Source organism: Methylobacterium sp. GC_Met_2 (genome assembly GCF_026540795.1).
Lineage (GTDB): Bacteria > Pseudomonadota > Alphaproteobacteria > Rhizobiales > Beijerinckiaceae > Methylobacterium.
Map to the genome: position 1 here is coordinate 1 of NZ_JALNUM010000016.1, position 16,758 is coordinate 16,758.

A 16,758-nucleotide genomic window follows, 5' to 3' on the forward strand; every position below is an offset into this window, starting at 1 on the left:
CCGAGACCGATCCGCTCTGGTACCAAGCTTTCAGCCGCGTCACAGCACCGGTCCCGCCGCGTGCGACGTCTCAGGTTCGGGATCCCTATGCGCGACTGCAGCGGCCCACTTCGCGCGGGGGCCAGGTCCGGCATCCGATGCGCTCAGCGACGCGGGGGACGCTGGCTCGGCGCAGGGGCGTACGCCGCATTCGTCGAGACTGAGAGCTCGGGTGAGCATGAGGTGGTGCAGGCTGGGTCGAAGGCGGGGCGTCGCGTCGGCGGGCCACCGCCCTATCGGAACGCGCGCGTGGGGTAAACCATCCCGGACGACCGACGCCCGTCCGTGAAGCGCCACGCTCGAAAGCAGCCGATTGCTGCGCACGACCACGGTACCGGTCCGGCGCTCAGATCAGGTCCGCGCGCCACGTCACGTTGTCCCGCACGATGCGCGCCGGGTTGCCGGCGGCCACGCAATGGGCCGGCACCGTCCCGGTAACGACCGCATGTGCGCCGATGATCGCGTTGTCGCCGATCAACGAACCCTTGAGGAGGGAGGCCTGATTGGCGATCCAGACATGATTGCCGACGCGGACCGGCTTGGCCGCGTTCAGCCGAGCCCCGGTTTCCAGACTGATGATCGAGTGGAAATCGCTCGTCGTCATCCAGACGCCCGATGCGATCGAGCAGTCCGTGCCGATCTCGATGGCCTTGGCCTCGATCAGGTTGAGATGGACCAAGCCGGTGAAACCCGTCCTGTCGCCGATGCGGAGCACCGAACTCGGACCGACATAGATGTTGGCCATCGCGAGCCGCACATCCTCGCCGATGTCGAACCGGCAATTCGACTCGATGACGATGTGCATGTCCTTATCCGACACGCACCCGCGCCCTATCCGAACATAATTATTGTCGCCTTTAATATATATTTTCCCCGCATGATTTTGCTGATCACGGGAGTCAATATCGATAACATTATTCTCTCCCGTATCAAATATGTTCAGTTTCATTCTATGCTCTGCGGCGTCCGTTGCATGCTTGGCTGCTCATGCGGCCGGCGGAGCCGCTGCGCGCCGAGCCCGTGACCGGGCGTCCGTGGTCTCTCATGGCAGCTGCGGCATCGGCATGGCCGGATTCACGGGTGCGGAGGGGGCGGATGGCCTGGAATTCGGCCGACAACTGCCGCGATGTTTTTAGGACATAGAGCGCGGGCCTTACAACCGAACTGCCGTTCCACAAGCATCACTTTATTCGCGGCGCGCGTCCGCCTGTGCCCTGTTGACGCCGCGAAAGGCCTGTGACGTATGGCCTGCATCGAGAGCGACAACAGACTATGAGGCTGTCCGGTGACCGAGGACAACACGCTGACGAAAGCGCTGGCCGACGTCCGGGCGCGCCGGGCCGCCCTTCAGAACGACTATGACCGGCTTGCTGCGGAATTGACGAAGCTCCGCACGGCCGAAGCCGCACTGACCGCGATCGTGGAAGGCGTCCCGCTGGAGGATATTGCCGTCCTTCCAGCTTCGGAGGGTTCGCGGCCGGCCGCCGGGGAGCGCGGCGCGTCCCAACAGGGCGGCCGACGCGGGGCCCGCGGTCCGCGGGCGAACTCGGCCAAGGGCCGCCTCAAGGCCCTCCTCGGCACGGCGGGGCCGCAGGGCCTGTCGCATGCCGAGATCGCCGAGCGGCTATCCGATGTCGCGCCGAACACGCTCAACACCTACCTGAGCATGATGGTGACCGGCGGCGAGGCGGTCCGGAAGGGCGATTTCTTCTCGGCCGCTGCAGACCGGGATCCCGCGGCCGATCCGGTCGAAGAGGATACCGGCGACGAGGATGCCGGCGACGAGGATACCGGCAACGAGGCCGATCACCCGGACACGGCCGCGGCGGAGTGACGAGGAGCGGCCGTTTATGAGGCGCGCAGCATTGAGGCCTCGTCCCAAAGAACGGGAATCCGGTTTTCCGGAAACGACGATGTCCGACCGAACGGCGGTCGGTATCGGTCCGGTTCTGAATTTCCGAACGAGTCTCTGAGGTCGCGTTTGTCGTGCCGGCGGCCCCACCTCGCAACCGGTTCGCGAGCCTGTTACCCTAGTGTCGCCGCCGTGTTTGCGCGGCTTCACCAGAGGCGATCCGCTATGCGGTCGATATTGCGGTCGACGATCCTGCTCTGCGCCGTCCTGTTGCCGACCCAGACCTGGGCAGCCTGCCGGTGCGCCTGCGTCAAGGGCGTGATGCGACCGATCTGTCAGCAGACCGACTTGGTTGAGCCGATCTGCCAGGGCCTGTGCGAGGACTCCATCCGCCCCAGCAGGCTCGTAGTCCCGTTCGGCGGCGGCTTGCAGGCGAACAATCCGGTTCAGCCCTTCGATCCCGCGCCCGGCGGTCTCATCCAGCAGGATCCCAATCTCAATACCGACACGCGCGGCAACCCGCTCGGCACCGCCGGCGTCCAGGGTGGCAACGACGCCCTGTCCAGTTCCGTGGGCGCGGCGGGGGCGGCGACGGCACGCTGATCCTGGCGCGACTCCCTATCGCCGGCTCCCGTTAGGGGAGCGACGACATCCGCTGAATGATCGGCAGCATCAGGGCGCTCGGGGCCGCGGCCGGGACCGGGAAGATCGTCGCGGTCTGATCCGTACGCACCCGCGGCAAGCGCTCGATCACGGTCGTCAGGTTCGGGATCGTCCGCGCCATCGTCGCCGCGAGCGTCTCGCCGGCCGTCTTCGCCATCACGTATTCCAAGGTGTCGCGGGGCGCCTCGTCGATGGCCGTGGTCGAGGGATAGAAGGCGGCCAGCGTGTTCCGGCGCTCAAGGCAGAACAGGCACAACGCGTAGAAGGCGTAATTGTAGATCCGCATCATCTCTTCGAGGCAGGCCGGCTCGAAGGGGGCGCGCTTCTGGCGGAAGATGCGGGGTGTCGCGAAATGGTAGAGCTGGGACGGGTCGATCTCCAGGGACCCGAGCTGCTCGGCGACCGGCCGCGCGGCGTCGTACCGGAGAACCTGGCAGCGCCCGCCACCGTTCCGGATCTCGCGGGCCACCGCCTCCGCTTCACCCGCGCCAGATGCGTACGTGATGCAGACGGCGCCGCCCCCCGCGGCGATCAGCTTGGCCGTCGTTGCGCCGAGGCCCCGCGAACCGCCGACGATGAGGGCGGAGACATCGGAGAACGCGCCCGGTTGCACCAGCGCCGCGAGATCACGCAGGGTCTCCTGCTCGACCGGGCGCGGGCGGACGAAGCCCTCGACCCGGGCCGCGAGGCCAGGGCCGTCGGCCTCGAGCGTCACCGATTGGAGCATCGGCTGGAACCGCTTCACCGCATAGGCGAGGCTCGATCCTTCGGCCTGGCCTGTCAGCGTCGCGTCGATCTTCGAGAGGATCGAGTGCAGCCCCGGCACGAACATGCCGACCAGGGTGGAGAGGCTGCCCAAAGCCGCCACCCTTTCCGACCCGATGGCGCGGGCGAGACGCGGTGCCAGGGCGACGATCGCCCCCGGATCGGGCAGCGCGAACGCCCCGGTCAGAGCGGCGATCGCCGCCGGATCGACGACGACCGGCCCAGCCGGGATCGCCGCATCTGCGGCCTTGGCCGGCTTGGCCGGCTTGGCCGGCTTGGCCGGCGGCCGCTCCGCGGCGAACGCGGCCTGGATCGTCATGGCGCGGACGCCATCCACCGATAGGGATAGGCGCATCTGCTGCGCGCCCGCCTCATGGATCGTCACCTCGGTGCGGTCTCCAACCAGCACGAAGCGCTCGAACCGCATCTGCAGCGTTGCGAGTCGGTTCAGCGGGTGCCGGGCCGCGCAAGTCTCGAGTGCCCAGAGCGCCGCGTGGACACCGTGGACGACTCGCTCGCCCGCCAGCGTCCGCCGGGCCACCCGCGCATCCATGTGCATCGGGTTCACGTCGCCGGTGGCGCGGGCGAACGCGATCTGGTGCGCCTCGGTCCAGACGCGCACCAGCGCGGGACCGGTGTCCGGGGTGGCATGGTCCATCCGCGAAGCTCCTCGTCGAGCGCCCTGCCCCGGGTGGCCGCGACCGGATCACCGGCCCAGTCAGGCGCCATGCTGCCGGGCCCCTTGCTTTATGGCAGGGGATCTCGCAAGAGGACGGCGCTTACACGCATAGGAAGGGGCCGGTCGTTCGCCGGAGGGCAGGTATCCCCGGGATACCTCACGGACCGGTATCGAGGATGACCACGGCTCGCGCCCTCTCGATCGGCTTCGTCGGAAACGTCGTCACCAATCCGTTCGGGAAGGTGGCGAGCCGACTCGTGGATCTCGCGACCGTCTCAGTCGAGCACTTCCCGATCGGACAGATCGAGCAGGTCCTGACCGGGCCCGCCTCCGTCGACGTCCTCGTCATCCATCTCGACCATCGATGGTTCTTCGACGTCGCCCCCGACGAGGCGTCCGTCGCCCGCGCGCGCGGGCTCGCCGAGCTGGTCGCGGCCCGATTGGCGCGGACGCCCGGCACGATCATCCTCAACACCGTGCCGTTCGTGCCGGTCTCCTCGGTGGAGAGCGACCTCCACGATCAGCTGGAGACCCTGGCCCGGATCAACGCAGTGCTGTTCGACCTCGCCCGGTCGCAGGAGCGGGTCAGCGTCATCGACGCGGCCGGCACCCTCGCGAACCTCGGCTTCGCCAACGCCCTGCGCGAGCGCAACCGGTACATGTACCAGATGCCCTACGCCCCGGCCGCCGTGGACGCGCTGGTCGAGCGCTACGCCGACGCCGTCGCGGCCCGGCTGCGGGCGCGCCGCAAGGTGGTGGTGGTCGATGCCGACAACACCCTCTGGGGCGGTGTCGTCGGCGAGGACGGGGTGGAGAACCTGGAGGTCGACAGCGACTATCCGGGGATCGTCCACACGCAGCTCCAGCGCCAGCTGCTGCGCCTCAAGGGCCTCGGGATCCTGCTCTGCGCCGTGACCAAGAACAACGAGGAGGATTTTCAGGCCGTCTTCGCGCAGCGCGCGATGCCGCTCCGCCTCGAAGACTTCGTCGCCTACCGCAGCAACTGGTCCGAGAAGAGCGAGAACATCCGCGACCTCGCGGCCACGCTGAACCTCGGCCTCGACAGCTTCATCTTCCTCGACGACAACCCGTTCGAGATCGAGGAGGTCCGCGCCCGGCTCCCCGGGGTCGAGTGCCACCTGTTCGACCGGACGCGGCCCGAGCTGGCCATGGCCCTGCTCGACGGCATCGCCTCCCTGCGGGCCCGGAACGTGACCGCGGAGGATCTCGCCAAGACCGAGCAGTACCGCGGCGAGGCGCAGCGGCAGGAGCTGCAGCGCTCGACCGCCTCGATGGACGAATACCTCGCCTCCCTGGAGATCCGCGTTCACATCGCCCGCAACAATCCGGGCGCCCTGCGGCGGGTCACGCAGCTGATCAACAAGACCAACCAGTTCAATCTCGCCACCCGGCGCTACACCGAGGACGAGGTCGCCACCGCCATGCGGGAGGGCAGCGTCTATGCGGCCCGGGTGGTCGACCGCTTCGGCGACATGGGCATCGTCGGCGTCGCCATCGTCCGGAACGGCGCGCTCGAGACCTTCCTGATGAGCTGCCGGGCGCTGGGGCGCCGCATTGAGAGCCAAGTTCTGCGCTATGTCTGCCAGCAGGAGGCCGATCCGGAGCTGCGGGCCCATTTTCGCCCGAGCGCGAAGAACCGGATGGTCGAAACCTTCCTGGACGAGAACGGATTCGCGCTCATCGGCTCTGGCCCCGAGGGCAAGGACTATCGACTAACCCGAGGACCGGATGACACCGCCTACATCCACATCGTCGCGGAGTGAGGGCGCGGCCGCCGCGGCCCGCACCACCCTGGACCGCCTGATCGAGACCTGGGGCCGCCCGGAGCTGAGCGCGCTCGGCCCCGAGGACGACCTGTTCGACAAGATCGATTCCTTCGCGGTGGTGGAACTGCTACTCGAGACCGAATCCGAGGTCGAGAAGACCGTGGGCCGTTACGTGCCGCTCGCCGACGAGAGCATCCTCGACAGCACCCGCTCGCCGCTGCGGCGGCTGCAGGGTTGGTTCGATTACGTGGCCGACGCGGTCGCCCGTGGCTGAGCTGCGCTTCCGGAATGCCGGCCTCGCCGGCCTCGTCACCACGGTCGGCGGCCGGACCCTCGCCTTCGACGCGGAGGCGGCCGGTCTCGGCATGGCGCCGGAGGAGGCCGAGCGGCTCAAGCGCGCGATGGGCTTCAGCACGCGCCACGTGGTCGTGCGCGCCGATACGACGACGGCCGATCTCTGCCTGCACTCCGCCCAAAACCTCCTCGCCGGCCTCGACCTGCGGCCGGAGGATCTCGACGGGCTGATCCTGGTCACGCAGACGCCCGACTACAGCTCGCCCTCGACCGCGATCAGCCTGCAGCACCGGCTCGGCATGCGCACCGACACGCTGTGCTTCGACATGCGGCTCGGGTGCAGCGGCTTCGTATACGGGCTCTCGGTGGCCTACAGCCTCGTGGAATCGGGCCTGAACCGGATTCTGCTCTGCGTCGGCGACGTGGCGAGCCGGATGGTCGCCAAGGACGATCGCTCCATCACGCCGATCATGGGCGATGCCGGCGCCGCCATCCTGGTCGAGCGGCGCGTGACGGAGAGCGTCTTCCAACTCCACAGCGACGGATCGGGCGAGAAGGCCCTGTTCATCCCGCATAGCGGGCTGCGCACGGATGCCGAGGATCAGGACAAGCCCGCCACCATGCACATGGACGGCGCGCAGGTGTTCAACTTCTCCCTCAAGCGCGTGCCGGGGCTGATCACCGACATCCTGGCGGCCGCGGGACTGAAACCGGAGGATCCGGATTTTTACGTCCTGCACCAGCCGAACAAGTACATCCTGAAGAACCTGCAGCGGCGCCTGGGCCTCGGTGACGGCAAGCTTCCCTCGGGCACGCAATCCGTCTACGGGAACCAGAACTCCGCCTCGATCCCGGGCACCATTTCCGGGTTCCTGACGGAGGATTTCGCGCACCGCCCGCTGCGTGCGGTGCTGGCGGGATTCGGAGTGGGTTTGAGCTGGGGCGCCTGCGCGCTCACCACCGACCGGATCTACGCCCCGCCCGTCCTGAAGTTCGAGGAGATCGCGTGATGACCGAGGCTGGGTTCCTGGATGAGCTCGGCGCGATCCTGGATCAGCCGGGGCCGCTGGCGCGCGGCCAGGCGCTCGGCGAGATCGAGACCTTCGATTCCCTCGGCATCCTCAACATCATGGCGTTGTTCGATACGCTGGGTCTCGAGGTCGAGCCGGCACGGATCGCGGAAGCGGCGACCACCGACGACCTCCTGGCCATGGCCAGCACGAAGCTGGCTGCCTGAGGCCGGGCGATGGCGGAACCCGCGGGACACATCCTCGTCGTCGGAGCCAGCAGCGGCATCGGCCGGGCCGTCGCGGAGCATTTCGTTAGACAGGGCTCGGTCACCGCCCTCGCCCGTCGGGCGGACAAGCTGGCGGATCTCGCCGATGCGGGGATCGCGACGGTCGCGGCGGACGTGACCGACCTGGCGGCGATCGGCGGCGTTCTGCAGGCTGCGGTCGCCGAGCGCGGCCTGCTGACGGGCCTCGTGTACTGCGCGGGCATGCAGGTCATCAAACCCATGCGCAGCCTCGGCGTGGACGAGGTCGAGCGTCTCTACAAGACGAACCTCGTCGCCCCGACCCTGTTCGCCGCCGCGTTCGGCAGTGCCCGGATCTCCACGCGGGACGCGGTGTTCTGCGCGATATCGTCGGTCGCGGCCCAGCGCCCGGAGCCGGCGATCGTTCCCTACGCGGCCTCGAAGGCGGGTCTCGACGCGCTGATCCGCGGTCTCGCCCGGGAACTCGCGCCGCGTCGCGCGGTCGGCGTCGCGCCGGGCTGGCTCGACACCGAGATGACCCAGGCCCATGCGCGCCTCTACGGCGACGACTTCAAGGCCGCGCTGGAGAAGCGGAGCCCGGCGGGGGTGGCGACGGTGGACTCGGTGGTCGATGCCATCGCGTTCCTGATGTCGCCGCAGGCGCGGCACGTGACCGGCGAGATCCTTCGGGTCGACGGCGGGGCGACGCTGTGATGGATGGCTGCCGGTGACGTCCGAGACCAAGCGCCTGGCCCTGATCGGCGGCGGCGGCTTCTCCAAGGAGATCGCCGAGGTCGCGCAACTGTGCGGCTACACCGTGGAGGCGACCTATTCGAGCCAGCCGAGCGCGCAGGTGGGAACCTATCGGGGCTATCTCGACGAATTGCTGGCCGACCGCGCGGAGTTTGCGGGTGTCGCCCTCGCGGTCGGCGGGGTGAGCCGGGCTGCAATCCAGGCGCGCGCCGAGATCATCGCGTGGCTCGACCGGCACGCCCTGCCCTGCCCGCCGCTCGTGTCACCGCACGCGATCGTCAGCCAGGGCGTGGTTCTGGGTGCAGGCGCATTCGTGGCCCATGGCGTGATCGTCAATGTCGATGCGCGGCTCGGGCGTTTCAGCGTCGTGAATACCGGCGCCATCATCGGGCACGACGCGGAGATCGGCGACAACACGACGATCTCGCCGGCAGCCTTCATCGGCGGACGCTGCAGGATCGGCGCGGACGGTCTGGTCGGTCCGCTCGCGAAGGTGTTGCAGGGCCTCAAGGTCGGCGCACGCGCCATGATCGGCATGGGCTGCACCGTGCTGCGCGCGGTGCCCGACGACGCCGCGGTTTGGCCGAGGCCTGACAATCCCATCGCGGCGGATCGCGGTTGAACTGATCCGCATCCAGACGAGCTGCGTATCCGCTCGCCGACCGAAGGTATGCCTGCTCAGAGCTTCTGCGCCGTGTTGTGGGGCACTGCCGCTCGCACTTCGAGCTGGCTCGCCCGGTCATCGCTCCACCAACAAACCCGCTCGGTCGATTAAACCACCCGTGCCCATCCAATCGTGCTCTGCACGCGATGAGCCGCGGTCGTTCATGCCTTCACGCTTCGAGCCCTGAGTATTCAGTACCCAAGGGTGATGCGATCGGGCTGAGGCAGGCCTGATTATCAGGGAATTGAACGTTCATACGTCGTTTTTTGGCAGCGCTCGCCAAAAATTGTGCCAGTCGATCAAGCATTTAGCTGCAAAATTCCCGTCGTTTTGGAACAGGAAATCATCGGGCCGTTACAGGGATTAAACCACGCGCCACCGCATGACCGCCGTCCGAAAAACGTACACGGGTATTATTGAAGCCGCGATCGGTGTTTCTAAATGGGGCTTTCATGACCGTGACCCGCCAGCAAGCCATCCAGCTCATCTATGCGCTCATGTACGGGGCGTCGGACACAGCTCGGCTACGCCTAGACAAACCGGTCCCCTCGCGTCTTGCCGCCAGCGTGAGACGGCTCCTGGACGAGGACGTCTCCCAGGCCCGAGCCAGCCAAAGTGGGAATGCGGCATCTACCTTGGCGTTCTACGACGAGTTGCCGGCTGGGACTGGGCATGAGGTTCGGTACACACCTCACAGCGTATTCAATCTCGCTGTGGCGCATGAGCTGACCCGCTTTGGCTTTAAACAGGGAGAGGTGGTCGAGCTTATCACTATGATTCAAGACAAGCTCAAGGACGCCTTCGGCAAAGCGAATCATAGCCTTCAGACGTGGGGGCGCACGAGCTCCACCCAACCTGACGAGTCCGATTTTAGATCGTCACCAAGTGAGAGACGCGAGCGAATCAAAATCTTTCTCGTTCTGCGGCGCGTAGAGGCGACGGAACACGCAGTCCAATATTATGGATCATCGGTCGAAGAAGGGGAGCGGCTCAATTATATCGAAATTTTCGATGGGCCGGAAAAACTCGCTACATTCCTCTCCGATGAGCTGACCGGAGGCCTCTTTAGTGCCTTCGTGATCGAGCTATCCGAGCTGGCCGTCCGCATCAACGAACTTATCCATCAAGCACCGGTGCGCAAGCGTGGGCGTCAGCCATCTGAGCCGCCCGCAAACTGGGGCGATGTCGTCTCCCAATTCCGTGTTCGGGATCGCGATCATGAATGATGATTACAAGGTCGGCTACCGCAAGCCACCACGCCATACCCAGTTCAAGCCTGAAACCTCCGGTAATCACCGTGGGCGCCCACGTCGTTTGAAAAGCTTCTACGCGCTGCTGGAACAGCAGCTTGATCAACTCGTCCCTGTGACGCGAAACGGCCGAAAAGTTCGCATCAGGGCGCGCGAGATAATCATGATGAATGCAGTTAAGTCAGCGGCCAAGGGCGATGCCCGTGCCCGAGATTTACTATTTCGACTAATGCGCGAAAGTGACAACCCAGATTCATTCGGTTTCAAGCCTTATGACGACGAAATCTTAGCCGAACTTGCTGGCACGCTGCTGCCTATTGATGACGACGATAAATCGGAGGCGTGATCATGCCAAGCTCGCTTCATGAGCGCCTTTATCGCGCCGACCTTACGTCCTTCACGAAGCTGGCATTTTACGAGTTGTCTCCGCAACATGAGCTCGGCACTACCTGGCACATCGACGTCATGGCTGATGCGCTGGAAGGCTGCCTCAATCGCGGCGCCACTCGCCTGATCCTCAACGCCCCACCGCGCAGCCTCAAATCGCATTGCGCTACGGTCGCGATGGTAGTCTTCGCCCTCGGCCGAGATCCGACGCGCAAGATCATCGTTGTCGCCGGCACGCGTACCTTGGCCGCGGAGCTGCAACGCCGCGTCGTCACGTTGATGCGCACTCCGCGGTGTCGGGTCCTTTTTCCGCATCTGCGGCCGACCGTGACACCGGGCGAGATCATCCTGCCGCATGGCGGCGGCATTCTGTATCGGGCTGTTGGCCAGAGTCTGATCGGGCGCGGAGCCGACCTCATCGTCATCGACGATCCGATCGCGCCGCATCGGGCGCAGGACGAGGGCGCGCGTGGCTTCGTCCACGCTTGGTACGATGCCGAGATCGTCCCTCGGCTGAACGACAAGGCGGGAGGCGCGATCGTCTTGGTAATGCAGCGTGTGCATGAGGATGATCTGACTGCCTACGTCCGCAAACGCGGGGTGTGGACTGAGGTGCTGCTGCCGGCTGTCGCTCTCAAAAACGAGGCCTGGAGGCTCCATCGGCGGCGGACTGTCATGCGGCAAAAGGGCGAGCCATTGCTGCCGGATCGCGAAGGGAAGGACACCCTGATCGCGGTCCTGCGCGAGATCGGCGCCTACAACTTTTGGGCGCAGTACCTGCAGCAGCCATCGAAAGCGCTGGGGCTCGAGCGCGTGGGTTGGTTCTGCGCGCCGCGGCCGTTCGACTCGCAGTCCGGGATGCCGATCGTTGGTGCATTCCGCAAGGTCCGCGAGATTGACGCTATCCTGTTCGAGGTCTTCGGCGTCGGCCAACCGCCGCCGTACGCGAGCCAGGCGCCTTACAGCGACGCTGAATGGGAGGCGAGAGCGATCATTCAGCAGCAGCGGCTCCTGGCTGAAGCCCAGGCCGATCGGCACCGGCACGAAGCGTAGAATTGATGATCTTCGACACTTTCGCGGTCGGGTTGGCCGGAGGCCGGAAGGTCGTCTGATTAGTGAACGGTGAAGCGCGCTAAAGGGAGAGCAATCATGGGACGTGCGACGCGAGACCGCTTGGGTGGCGCTGACCTGTTGGTCGACTCTCTTCATAGCAAGAGCCGTCGGCGCCGGACTGCCCTCGACCGACCCGCTCCTGCGGCAGGCCGTGTGCGCAACGACTTGGCTCCGAACCTCACCTTGGTTCAGCGCTCACCAGGGTCACTCACGGCGCCGGCCCGTGCGGTGCGTACGCGCGACATTGCTCAGGTGGAACGCGTGGCCGCCTCGATCCGCACCCTCGGCTTCTGCGATCCGGTGCTGATCGACGGACAGGACGGCATCCTCGACGGAGTATCGCGCGTCGAGGCGGCCAAGCTCGTGGGTTTGAGCGTCATTCCTTGCATCGTCGCGGGCCACCTCACGCCGGGCGAGCAGCGCGCGTTGCGGCTGGCGCTCAACCGGTTGCAGGAGCGCGGCGGATGGGACTTGGACGAGCTGAAGCTGGAGTTCGAGGAACTCGCATTCGAAGAGGGCGCGCTCGATGTGACGGGCTTCACGGATGGCGAGATCGATCAGGTCCTCTTGGACGATGAGCCCGATACCGTCGAGCCCGGCCCGCTGACACCGTCGGCGGATGCGGCAGCCGTGGCGCGGCCGGGTGACGTGTTCGTGCTTGGCCGGCACCGAGTGGTCTGCGGGGATGCTCGCGATCCAGCCGTGCTGGCCAAGCTCATGGAAGCGGAGCGTGCGCGCCTGCTCCTGACCGATGAACCTTACAACGTGCCGATCCGCGGGCACGTGACCGGCGGTGAGCATCGCGAGTTCGCGATGGCCAGCGGTGAGATGACCGAGTCGGAATTCCAGACGTTCAACTTGGAGTGGATCGGGACCGCCCTGTCCCATCTTGTCGAAGGCGGCGTGTTCGGCACCTTCATAGACTGGCGCGGGCTGCACGTGGTTCAGCATGCGGCAGCTGAGCTGGCTTTGACACCGCTGAACTTGATCGTGTGGGCGAAGACCAACGCCGGCATGGGCAGTTTGTACCGCTCGCAGCACGAGCTGCTCCCTCTGTTCAAGAAAGGTGTGGACGCGCACGTCAACAATGTCGGCCTGGGTCGAGGCGGCCGCTGGCGCTCGAACCTCTGGACCTATCCCGGCGCCTCGTCGCTCGGATCCGGCTCGCGGAAGGGCCTGCAGGACCACCCAACGGTCAAGCCGGTCGCGCTGCTCGCGGACGCGTTGCTGGATCTCACGGGGCGAGATGAGATCGTCCTCGACCCGTTTCTGGGCTCGGGCTCAACGCTGATCGCGGCCGAGCAAACGGGGCGACGGTGCTACGGGGTCGAGATCGACCCGCGTTACGTCGACTTGATCGTGAGGCGGTACGAGGAGGTGACGGGCGGTCGAGCCATCCGTGAGACTGAAGGATCGCACCATGGTCCAGCGGATTGGATTGTTCCAGCACCGTGATGCCGATCTAACCTATTCGGAATGCCTTCGGATTGTGATGGCCTCGTCAGCCGAAGCTCGGCCCGCCTCTAAATACGCTCCGGGTGCGTAAATATCACTGCCTACTTTGGCCGGACTGTAGATTACGATACACTTTTAAACTATGGCGCGCAGGTCGTGCATGATGTTCTGCGTCGAAAAATAACAGCTGACGTCGATCTCGACTGGACTGTTGCGGCCAGTGGAGCGTTAATGCTCGCAGAGCGACGCATTCATAATTGAAGTAATGGACCCGATGACTCAGAAATTCAAGCTGCTAAACGCTGAGCTGAGCCTCATCATCAAGCATCGGGGCGCAATGAACGTCCACGGCAGTAAGTCGATCACGTGCGAGCTAGTGGCCGTGACCGGTGTCAGGGGCTGCTTCATGCTGTCGTACTGTCGCTAGCAGTCAGCACGCCTGAGGACAGCGGCGTGCGTGCCTCAACCCCGTCGGTCCCACGGGCCGACAGCGGGGTCGGGTTGGTGGCGGGGCAGATCCCGCCGACGACTCGGAGCACAGCATGCCTTCCTCTACTCAGGGCCACATTCAGACCCTCTCCTCGGTCCCAGCGGCCTTTCAGCCGGCCCCCTGCCCAGCTGGATCCCCCTCAACCTTGCATTTGCACTCGCGGCCGTTTGACGAGCCGTGTGTCGCCCTCTTCCCGCTCAGCGCGTGAGGGTGGCGATGTCGAACCGCACCATCTCCTGGGCTGCTGCCCTACGCGAGTTAAAGGCTGACCGCTCCGTGCGGTCTTCGATACGCGAGGAGCGCTTGCGCACGAACGCTGGCCTGCGCGGCGAGCCTGCTCTCGCCATGAGCGTTTGGCGCGGGCGCTCCGGCCGGCGCTACGTCGTGGTTGTCCAGCCGCTCGACGCCCCCGATCAGGTCGCCGAACACGCAGCGGTCATCCTCGCAGTTGCTCGCGATGAGCAAGGGCACGCGTCGATTGTTGCGGCCCGCGCCTGCGATGCTGGCGATCCTGGTTTCCTCGGCTGGCTCGCCGCCTGTGCCGCGCTCGATGCGCGCGAATTGCACGCCTACCGTTTGGCTGAGACCCGGTCTGAGCGCGCCGAGATCGCGGCTGACCTGGGCGGGCCGACCGCGGGCACTGTTGCGGGGGTGGCGTGATGGCGCGGCGGGAGTTCAGCAAGGCGGTGCTGCGCGCCGCCCTCGCCCGCGCTGACGGGCGGTGCGAGGGTTTACTCACGGACGGCAGCCGCTGTCCGTGCGCACTTCAGGTCGGGCGCTTCCACTACGACCACATCGTTCCGGCTGCGCTGACGGAGGACGCCTCCTTGAAGAACTGTCAGGTGCTGTGCCGACCCTGTCACGCGGCCAAAACGGTGGTCGACGTTGGCGTGATCGCACGGGTGCGGAGAGTGCGCGATCGGCACGCGGGCATCGCGAACCCGTATCGGCGCCCTTTGCCAGGCGGCAAGGCGAGTCCGTACAAGCGCCTTATTGATGGCCGAGTCATCCGACGCCATCCGGGTGAACAAAAAGAGTGACGCGGCTTGTGTCCGCCGTGAAAGGGGTTTGACAGCTCGGCGTTCATTTTCAATAGCACTGCAGCCGCACCCCAGATTGGCTGATCTCGCGGGCCGTCGTCGTCGGCTGCGGGCCACTTAGAGCCGCTCCCGGGCTGATTGCGACGAGTTAACGGGTGGCGGGTTGACGGGTGAAGGAGCATGCCGATGCCTTCATCTCTGGACGGTCCGACGAACGGCAGGCGCTTCCGCAGTTACGTCACCGAGACCCTGATCCCGGTGCGGCACCCTGGCGACATCGTCGTTATGGACAACCTGCCAGCCCACAGGGTCGCCGGCGTGCGTGAGGCGATCGAGGCCGCAAGGAGTGCGACTGCTTTACCTTCCGTCTTACAGACCTGGTTTTAACGCGATTGAACAGGCCTTCGCAAAGCTGAAGGCGCTGTTGCGCAGCGCGGCTACCCGCACGATCCCGAATCTGTGGGCGGCGATCCAACAGGCCTTCACGCGCTTCACGCCGCAGGAGTGCCGCAACTACCTCGCCGCAGCCGGCTACGAGAACGACTTGGCTTTCGCTACCTGACCGGTCCAGCTTTAATGCAATACGATAATCATTGTCTTCTAGCAATACCCGAAAGGCAAAAGAGGATGCAATATCTTCGTAAATTGACGCCATGTGACGCGCAGATTAAATACGCAATTTAATTTGTTGTTGACCGGTGACGCAAATTTCCTCAACAGTTCAGGCTAGCGAAGCGGTTTCATTTGAGAGGGTTCGTCGCGATTGATCATCAAAAATGATAAGGCCGCGGGTCATTCCCTACAGCATCAGAAGAGGCGAACATGCATTTTCATTTTTCTCATATAAATCATAATATCGTTGGCGCGTCGACTCTAAACGATATGTACGACTGGTTTTATGCAGGTCTTACCTCTCTTGGACATCAGGTCACCCGAAATGCAGCATTAGATAGAAGAGCTATCAACATACTGTGGGAGAATTTCCGACCGGGAATGGGCGCCTCATTGGCGGCGGAGAATATCAAATACGGGATCATCGCTACTGAAATACCAGACTCTCACGGTGGCTTTAATTGGAGATCGGATGACCCTTGGCCGTTAAGATTTTCGTCGTTTGCAGAAACTGCAAGCGGCGCATTGTTTATTTGGTCTATGATCGAAGACTCTTGTGCCTACTACTCGCAATTTGCGCCGTGCGTGTTCGTGGAGTTAGGCTTCTCGGAGTCGTTGTTGCCAAAGAAAAGTATCATTAATAGAAAGCCGACCCACGATTTTGGATTTTTTGGTTTACACACGCCGTACCGCGATAAACTTGTAGAAGATTTATCGAGGAATTGCAAAGTTATATGGCCAGAATATATGTCATCGACTTCTGATATAATTGATTTCATATCGACAACGCGGATCGGACTCAATTTTCGGCAATCAGAAGTTTGGCCAATTCCATCTCCTACTCGCTTAGGGCGCTATCTGCATTCGAAACGACTGCTTGTGTCGGAAAGAACTAAGACACCCACTCGGCAAGGACTTCTTGTCGAGATGGCGCCGCCTGAAGCCGACTACAGAGAATTTTGCTTGTCTGCACTCGAATTCGATTGGAGGCAGAAAGCTGACGATGCCCTTCATAAGTACAGTGTTGATATGCCGATGCATCGAATCATGCAGCAGGCATTAGATTTAACACTTATTGATCGATCTCATGCATGGGGTAGATCTTCGGAGCGACCGAGGCATACCGTAATTGAGCGCGTTGGTGCCTCATTGTCGGCCAGTGGCCGGAAAATCGCGGACCTATTTCAGCCTAGAAACGAAAGAAGCGTTTCATGCACCGTATCATTCGAAGACAACCAAATCTGGCACCAGCCGCTGCATGTCGGTTCAGTCGGCGACTTTGAGTTGATTGATTATTCTGGACTCTGCTATTGTTTGAATAAATCAAAACACCAGGTCGATTTTACTGACAAAAAGCAGAGACAAGGTATTGTCTCATTTCAAAGTATAGACGAGGCGCGCGCATACGCTATACGTTCTATAGTATAGCGATTGACGCAGCGCATTAATAAAACCTACTTTGAGGAGCTTTGCTTTGCCCAGTAATAGGACAGCTAACCGTTTTTGCATCTCGATGACGTCGGGTGGGCAACCAGGCGAATTCGCGCGTATTTGGCGACTGTGTCGTTATTCCAATGATATTGCTTGTGCTGCCTACGGTCTAGACTTCCTAAGAATTGTTGAGAATTCGAAGGAAAATCTGGTAGATTTAGATCTAAGA

General features: G+C 63.8%; 17 protein-coding genes and 1 pseudogene. 16 read left to right on the top strand and 2 right to left on the bottom strand.

The window, feature by feature from the left end; genetic code table 11:
- Positions 1-385 precede the first annotated feature (385 nt).
- On the bottom strand, positions 386-844 hold the full coding sequence (locus OXS49_RS08365; RefSeq protein ID WP_267423437.1) for an acyltransferase: 459 nt from the start codon (positions 842-844) through the stop codon (positions 386-388).
- Between the two features lie 480 nt (positions 845-1,324).
- Between OXS49_RS08365 and OXS49_RS08370 the strand changes: the two genes are divergently transcribed.
- Both OXS49_RS08370 and OXS49_RS08375 read left to right on the top strand, forming a co-directional pair.
- On the top strand, positions 1,325-1,873 hold the full coding sequence (locus tag OXS49_RS08370; protein WP_267423439.1) for a hypothetical protein: 549 nt from the start codon (positions 1,325-1,327) through the stop codon (positions 1,871-1,873).
- Between the two features lie 243 nt (positions 1,874-2,116).
- Positions 2,117-2,494, top strand: coding sequence for a hypothetical protein (locus OXS49_RS08375; protein WP_267361498.1), 378 nt, complete (start codon positions 2,117-2,119; stop codon positions 2,492-2,494).
- Positions 2,495-2,525: 31 nt separating this feature from the next.
- On the opposite strand, the gene OXS49_RS08380 is transcribed toward OXS49_RS08375, so the two are convergent.
- Complete coding sequence (locus OXS49_RS08380) at positions 2,526-3,977, bottom strand: MaoC/PaaZ C-terminal domain-containing protein (RefSeq protein WP_267423441.1); 1,452 nt, start codon at positions 3,975-3,977, stop codon at positions 2,526-2,528.
- 197 nt (positions 3,978-4,174) lie between these two features.
- Here OXS49_RS08380 and OXS49_RS08385 point away from each other — a divergent pair, with 197 nt between their 5' ends.
- From OXS49_RS08385 to OXS49_RS08450, 14 genes and pseudogenes are all read left to right on the top strand, one after another.
- Positions 4,175-5,782 carry an HAD-IIIC family phosphatase gene (locus OXS49_RS08385; protein WP_267423443.1) on the top strand — a complete coding sequence of 536 codons (1,608 nt, stop codon included), beginning with the start codon at positions 4,175-4,177 and terminating at the stop codon, positions 5,780-5,782.
- On the top strand, positions 5,748-6,059 hold the full coding sequence (locus OXS49_RS08390) for a hypothetical protein (protein WP_267423445.1): 312 nt from the start codon (positions 5,748-5,750) through the stop codon (positions 6,057-6,059). Before OXS49_RS08385 ends, OXS49_RS08390 begins: the two co-directional genes overlap by 35 nt.
- Positions 6,052-7,089: a ketoacyl-ACP synthase III gene (locus tag OXS49_RS08395; protein ID WP_267423447.1), complete on the top strand. Its 1,038-nt coding sequence runs from the start codon at positions 6,052-6,054 to the stop codon at positions 7,087-7,089. The genes OXS49_RS08390 and OXS49_RS08395 overlap by 8 nt, the downstream gene beginning before the upstream one ends.
- Positions 7,089-7,316, top strand: a complete 228-nt coding sequence (locus tag OXS49_RS08400) for a hypothetical protein (protein WP_267423449.1) — start codon at positions 7,089-7,091, stop codon at positions 7,314-7,316. Before OXS49_RS08395 ends, OXS49_RS08400 begins: the two co-directional genes overlap by 1 nt.
- A 9-nt stretch (positions 7,317-7,325) precedes the next feature.
- Entirely contained in the window at positions 7,326-8,048 is a 723-nt protein-coding gene (locus OXS49_RS08405; RefSeq protein WP_267423451.1) for an SDR family oxidoreductase, read from the top strand.
- 13 nt (positions 8,049-8,061) lie between these two features.
- A complete protein-coding gene (locus OXS49_RS08410) occupies positions 8,062-8,709 on the top strand; it encodes an acetyltransferase (RefSeq protein ID WP_267423453.1) in 648 nt (215 codons plus the stop codon).
- 677 nt (positions 8,710-9,386) lie between these two features.
- Positions 9,387-9,977 (top strand): hypothetical protein, encoded by a 591-nt coding sequence (locus OXS49_RS08415; RefSeq protein WP_267423455.1) that lies wholly within the window; start codon positions 9,387-9,389, stop codon positions 9,975-9,977.
- Complete coding sequence (locus tag OXS49_RS08420; protein ID WP_267423457.1) at positions 9,970-10,347, top strand: DUF5681 domain-containing protein; 378 nt, start codon at positions 9,970-9,972, stop codon at positions 10,345-10,347. The genes OXS49_RS08415 and OXS49_RS08420 overlap by 8 nt, the downstream gene beginning before the upstream one ends.
- A 2-nt stretch (positions 10,348-10,349) precedes the next feature.
- Positions 10,350-11,441 carry a hypothetical protein gene (locus OXS49_RS08425; protein ID WP_267423459.1) on the top strand — a complete coding sequence of 364 codons (1,092 nt, stop codon included), beginning with the start codon at positions 10,350-10,352 and terminating at the stop codon, positions 11,439-11,441.
- Between the two features lie 96 nt (positions 11,442-11,537).
- The gene (locus OXS49_RS08430) at positions 11,538-12,956 is read left to right on the top strand and encodes a DNA methyltransferase (RefSeq protein WP_267423548.1); all 1,419 of its coding nucleotides are present in this window, start codon (positions 11,538-11,540) and stop codon (positions 12,954-12,956) included.
- A 706-nt stretch (positions 12,957-13,662) separates the two neighbouring features.
- Positions 13,663-14,106: a hypothetical protein gene (locus tag OXS49_RS08435; protein ID WP_267423461.1), complete on the top strand. Its 444-nt coding sequence runs from the start codon at positions 13,663-13,665 to the stop codon at positions 14,104-14,106.
- Positions 14,106-14,486, top strand: a complete 381-nt coding sequence (locus OXS49_RS08440) for an HNH endonuclease signature motif containing protein (RefSeq protein ID WP_267423463.1) — start codon at positions 14,106-14,108, stop codon at positions 14,484-14,486. Before OXS49_RS08435 ends, OXS49_RS08440 begins: the two co-directional genes overlap by 1 nt.
- 198 nt (positions 14,487-14,684) lie before the next feature.
- A pseudogene (locus OXS49_RS08445) lies at positions 14,685-15,048 on the top strand (transposase); the annotation flags it as partial.
- Positions 15,049-15,308: 260 nt separating this feature from the next.
- Positions 15,309-16,526 carry a hypothetical protein gene (locus OXS49_RS08450; RefSeq protein WP_267423465.1) on the top strand — a complete coding sequence of 406 codons (1,218 nt, stop codon included), beginning with the start codon at positions 15,309-15,311 and terminating at the stop codon, positions 16,524-16,526.
- The last annotated feature ends 232 nt before the right edge of the window (positions 16,527-16,758 follow it).

Excerpts from the sequence above, each read along its gene's own strand:
- OXS49_RS08450 (WP_267423465.1), top strand. The coding sequence starts at position 15,309 with ATGCATTTTCATTTTTCTCATATAAATCATAATATCGTTGGCGCGTCG.
- OXS49_RS08400 (WP_267423449.1), top strand. The coding sequence starts at position 7,089 with ATGACCGAGGCTGGGTTCCTGGATGAGCTCGGCGCGATCCTGGATCAG.
- OXS49_RS08390 (WP_267423445.1), top strand. The coding sequence starts at position 5,748 with ATGACACCGCCTACATCCACATCGTCGCGGAGTGAGGGCGCGGCCGCC.
- OXS49_RS08420 (WP_267423457.1), top strand. The coding sequence starts at position 9,970 with ATGAATGATGATTACAAGGTCGGCTACCGCAAGCCACCACGCCATACC.
- OXS49_RS08435 (WP_267423461.1), top strand. The coding sequence starts at position 13,663 with ATGTCGAACCGCACCATCTCCTGGGCTGCTGCCCTACGCGAGTTAAAG.
- OXS49_RS08430 (WP_267423548.1), top strand. The coding sequence starts at position 11,538 with ATGGGACGTGCGACGCGAGACCGCTTGGGTGGCGCTGACCTGTTGGTC.
- OXS49_RS08365 (WP_267423437.1), bottom strand. The coding sequence starts at position 844 with ATGCACATCGTCATCGAGTCGAATTGCCGGTTCGACATCGGCGAGGAT.
- OXS49_RS08440 (WP_267423463.1), top strand. The coding sequence starts at position 14,106 with ATGGCGCGGCGGGAGTTCAGCAAGGCGGTGCTGCGCGCCGCCCTCGCC.
- OXS49_RS08405 (WP_267423451.1), top strand. The coding sequence starts at position 7,326 with ATGGCGGAACCCGCGGGACACATCCTCGTCGTCGGAGCCAGCAGCGGC.
- OXS49_RS08380 (WP_267423441.1), bottom strand. The coding sequence starts at position 3,977 with ATGGACCATGCCACCCCGGACACCGGTCCCGCGCTGGTGCGCGTCTGG.
- OXS49_RS08375 (WP_267361498.1), top strand. The coding sequence starts at position 2,117 with ATGCGGTCGATATTGCGGTCGACGATCCTGCTCTGCGCCGTCCTGTTG.
- OXS49_RS08385 (WP_267423443.1), top strand. The coding sequence starts at position 4,175 with ATGACCACGGCTCGCGCCCTCTCGATCGGCTTCGTCGGAAACGTCGTC.
- OXS49_RS08425 (WP_267423459.1), top strand. The coding sequence starts at position 10,350 with ATGCCAAGCTCGCTTCATGAGCGCCTTTATCGCGCCGACCTTACGTCC.